4 protein-coding genes are annotated in these 3,826 nt (G+C 70.0%); all 4 read left to right on the top strand.

The window, feature by feature from the left end:
- The first annotated feature begins 103 nt into the window (after positions 1-103).
- The 4 genes from QZY48_RS16290 (at position 104) to QZY48_RS16305 (ending at position 3,692) form a co-directional block, all read left to right on the top strand.
- Entirely contained in the window at positions 104-448 is a 345-nt protein-coding gene (locus tag QZY48_RS16290; protein ID WP_295432765.1) for an ArsC family reductase, read from the top strand.
- Positions 448-1,593: a succinyl-diaminopimelate desuccinylase gene (gene dapE, locus QZY48_RS16295; RefSeq protein WP_295432767.1), complete on the top strand. Its 1,146-nt coding sequence runs from the start codon at positions 448-450 to the stop codon at positions 1,591-1,593. The genes QZY48_RS16290 and dapE overlap by 1 nt, the downstream gene beginning before the upstream one ends.
- A 93-nt stretch (positions 1,594-1,686) precedes the next feature.
- Entirely contained in the window at positions 1,687-2,760 is a 1,074-nt protein-coding gene (locus QZY48_RS16300) for a GNAT family N-acetyltransferase (protein WP_295432770.1), read from the top strand.
- Positions 2,757-3,692, top strand: a complete 936-nt coding sequence (locus QZY48_RS16305; protein WP_295432772.1) for a hypothetical protein — start codon at positions 2,757-2,759, stop codon at positions 3,690-3,692. Before QZY48_RS16300 ends, QZY48_RS16305 begins: the two co-directional genes overlap by 4 nt.
- Positions 3,693-3,826: the final 134 nt, after the last annotated feature.

Consider the following 3,826-nt stretch of genomic DNA (forward strand, 5'->3'; position numbering starts at 1 on the left):
ATAACCTCGATTACGACAACGACAACGACAACGACGCAAGAGCATTCTCTAATGCACTTGTTTAACTTATCAGTGAACCGTTCCTGGGGGATAGTGGGATAGGATGATGATTCTTTACGGCATCGCGAGCTGCGACACGATGAAGAAGGCCAGGCGCTGGCTGGGCGACCATGGTGTCGCCTACCGCTTCCACGACTATCGCCGCGACGGACTCGACGAGGCCCGGTTGCGCGCCTGGGTCGCGGAACTGGGCTGGGAGGCCCTCATCAACCGCCGGGGTACGACCTGGCGCAACCTGCCGCCGGCCGTGCGCGACGGCATCGACCAGGAATCGGCCATACGCGTCATGCTGGAGCATCCCGCCGTGATCCGCCGCCCCCTGCTCGACACCGGCACGGCACGCCTGCTCGGGTTCTCCGAGTCCACCTATGCGGAGTTGCTCGGCTGATGTCTGCGACCCTCGAACTCGCCCGCGAACTGATCCGCCGGCCCTCTCTCACCCCCGCCGACGCGGGCTGCCAGGACCTGCTGGCCGCCCGGCTCGCCGCCCTCGGCTTCCGGATCGAGCCCATGCCGTTCGGCGCGGTCAGCAACCTCTGGGCGCGGCGGGGTCAGGCCAGCCCCCTGTTCTGCTTCGCCGGTCACACCGACGTGGTCCCGACCGGACCGGCCGCGGACTGGGCGAGCGACCCCTTTGAACCGCAGATCCGCAACGGGCTGCTGTACGGCCGCGGTGCCGCGGACATGAAGGGCTCCATCGCGGCCATGGTCACCGCGGTGGAGGGGTTCGTCGCGGCCCACCCGGACCATCGGGGCTCCATTGCCCTGCTCATCACGAGCGACGAGGAGGGCCTCGCCACCGCGGGCACCGTCAAGGTGGTGGAGCGCCTCGAGTCCCGGGGCGAGCACATCGACTGGTGCCTGGTCGGCGAGCCCTCATGCCGGGAGCGGCTGGGTGACCAGATCAAGGTCGGGCGCCGCGGCAGCCTCACCGGACTCCTGACGGTGCACGGCAAACAGGGCCATGTCGCCTACCCGCTCTTGGCCGACAACCCCTTCCACGCCGCCGCCCCGGCCCTGGCCGCCCTGTGCGCCGAGGTCTGGGACCAGGGCAACGCCCAGTTCCCGCCGACCAGCCTGCAAGTCGTCAACCTGACCATGGGCACCGGCGCGGACAACGTGATTGCCGGCCACCTGAGCGCCCAGTTCAACCTGCGCTTCTCCACCGAACTGACCCCGGAGGTCATAGCGCAGCGGGTGCGCGCCATCCTGGACACCGGCGGCTTCGCCTATGACCTGACCTGGCGTCTCTCCGGACACCCCTTCCTGACCCCGGAGGGGGAACTGGTGGCCGCCACCCGTGCGGCGATCACCGCAATCACGGGGATCGACACCGAGGCCTCGACCAGCGGCGGCACCTCCGACGGGCGCTTCATCGCCCCCACCGGCGCCCAGGTGGTGGAATTCGGCCCGCTCAATGCCAGCATCCACCAGGTGGACGAGTGTGTCTCGGTGGCGAACCTGGACGCCTTGGCGCAGATTTATCAGGACCTGCTGAGGCGGCTGTTGGGGGCCGGCGGCCGGGAAGGATGATGCCTATTTCGATGGACATTCCTGATTTCCGAGTTTGTCTCCCTATGATCTCGCGAGTAACGGAAGCCCCGAAGGGGCGCTATATACCAGCCCATGATCAAGATCAGACCCGCCACCGACGCCGACCGCCCCCAGATCATCGCCCGCATCGCCGAGGTCTTCGGCCCCGAGCCCGCGGCGCGCGCCGAGCGCCTGTGGGACTGGCAATGGCACCAGGACCCGCGGCTGCCCACCCCGGGTTATCGGGGGATCGTCGCCCAGTGGCGCGGCGAGATCATCGGCAATCTGGGCACCATCCCCGCGGGGCTGCATATCGGCGGGGAGCCGGTGGACGCCTGCTGGCTGGTGGATGTGCTGGTGCACTGGGGCCTGACGCGCCAGGCACTGAAGGAATACCGGCGCCAGGCCCCGACCGCCGGACCCGACCTCTCCCGGGGCCTTGCCGCGGCCCTGTTCGAGCACCCCGCCGCAAGTCCGATCCAATTCGGCAAGCACATTTCCGACCCCATGACGACGATCCTCGAGCGGATCGGCTTTACGGCCGCCGCGGTCAGTGGGTCCATGCACCGGCGGGTCTCGCTGCGGCATACCCTGCAACGGTCCCTGGGGGCGCCGCTCGGCCGCCTGCTCGGCGCGGCGGCCGACCTGGGCCTGCGCCTCGGCCCCCGGCCGCGGCTGCCGCTGGAGGTACTGGAGGGTGGATTCGACGGGCGTTTCGATCGCCTCTGGGAGGACCTCCGGGGCCGGTACCCGGCGATCTGTCGGCGCGACGCCGCGACGCTGAACTGGCGGTATCGCCGCCACCCGCTCAACGACTATCAGGTCATCACCGCCGGCAACGGGGAGCGTCTGCGCGGCTATTGCGTCCTGCTCACCTATGACAAGGGGCGGCGGCGCTGGGCCAAGCTCGTAGACCTGCTGACCGCGCCCGGGGACCCCGAGGCGCTTCGCGCCCTGATCGGCGGGGCCTTGCACCGGCTGCGCGCGCAGCGGGCCGAGCGGGTGGAGACCTTCGCCTGCGGGGACGGGATCGCGGCCTGCCTGGGGTCCATGGGCTTCGGCCCGCGGCTCACCAAGTCCGGCCGGGCCCAGCCGCTCATGGTCCGCGCCCTCCCGCCGACCGGCGCCGGGCTCTATGTCACCCAGGGCGACGGAGACGGCGGATGAAGGCGCTGCGACACCTCCATCAGCGCCTCACCCGCGCCTGGCAAAAACGCCGCGATGAACGCGACGAGCGGACCCACTGGCCCCAGTGGTTTCTACTCGCCGGCCAACGTGAACGCAACGCCTGGTGCACCCCGGACCCGGCGCACCTGACCCCGCTCTATCCCCCGGCGGACTGCTTCTGGGCCGACCCCTTCGCCTGGTCGCAGGCCGGGCGGCGCTTCATCTTCATGGAGGAATACCCCTTCCACACCGGGCGCGGACGGATCAGCGCCCTGGAACTGGGGGCGGACCTGAACCCCCTGGGGCCGGCGGTGCCGGTCCTGGACGAGGACCGCCACCTCTCCTACCCCTTCCTGTTCAGCTTCCAATGCGACCTCTACATGGTCCCCGAGTCCTCCGCCACGCGCCGGGTCGACCTCTACCGCTGCCACAGTTTCCCCTTCGGTTGGACCCGGGCCGGCACCCTGCTCGACGGCCTCCAGGCGGCCGATGCCACCCTGTTCGAGCACCAGGGCCGCTGGTGGCTCTTGTGCAGTGCCCGCCAGGGCCGGGCGCGGATCAACGACTCACTCTTCGCCTTCCACGCCGAGTCCCCGCTCAGTGACCGCTGGACCCCCCATCCCGGCAACCCACTGGTGCGCGACTATGCCGGCGCGCGCCCCGCGGGCCGGGTCTTCGTCGACCAGTCGGGCCGGCTGCTGCGCCCGGCCCAGGTCTCGGTGCCCCGCTACGGCTATGGCCTGGCGCTCAACGAGGTCCTGGACCTGACCCCGGAGCGCTTTCGGGAACGGCGCATCTGGGCCACAAGCGGACCGGCCGGCGGCGGCCGACGCGCCCTGCACCATCTGGATTGGCATGACGGGCTGATGGTGATGGACGCGCAGCGCCTGGTCCCGCGGCCCAGCGCCGCGGCTGGGCAAGGCGTCCCGTAGTCAGTTATAAGTTAAGGCAGAGGGACCCGCATCGCACGCTCGGCGGGCGAGCTCCGTGCCCCGCGGTGGGCGCCCCGGGCGGGCAAAAAAAGGTGGGGACCCTCATGGTTCGGCCCGCAGGTGCTTTACTTGCG

It is taken from the genome of uncultured Thiodictyon sp., from assembly GCF_903828115.1.
Lineage (GTDB): Bacteria > Pseudomonadota > Gammaproteobacteria > Chromatiales > Chromatiaceae > Thiodictyon.

What these genes read in the sequence shown, in the direction of transcription:
- QZY48_RS16300 (WP_295432770.1), top strand. Translation starts at nt 1,687, where the DNA reads ATGATCAAGATCAGACCCGCCACCGACGCCGACCGCCCCCAGATCATC.
- QZY48_RS16305 (WP_295432772.1), top strand. Translation starts at nt 2,757, where the DNA reads ATGAAGGCGCTGCGACACCTCCATCAGCGCCTCACCCGCGCCTGGCAA.
- QZY48_RS16290 (WP_295432765.1), top strand. Translation starts at nt 104, where the DNA reads ATGATGATTCTTTACGGCATCGCGAGCTGCGACACGATGAAGAAGGCC.
- dapE (WP_295432767.1), top strand. Translation starts at nt 448, where the DNA reads ATGTCTGCGACCCTCGAACTCGCCCGCGAACTGATCCGCCGGCCCTCT.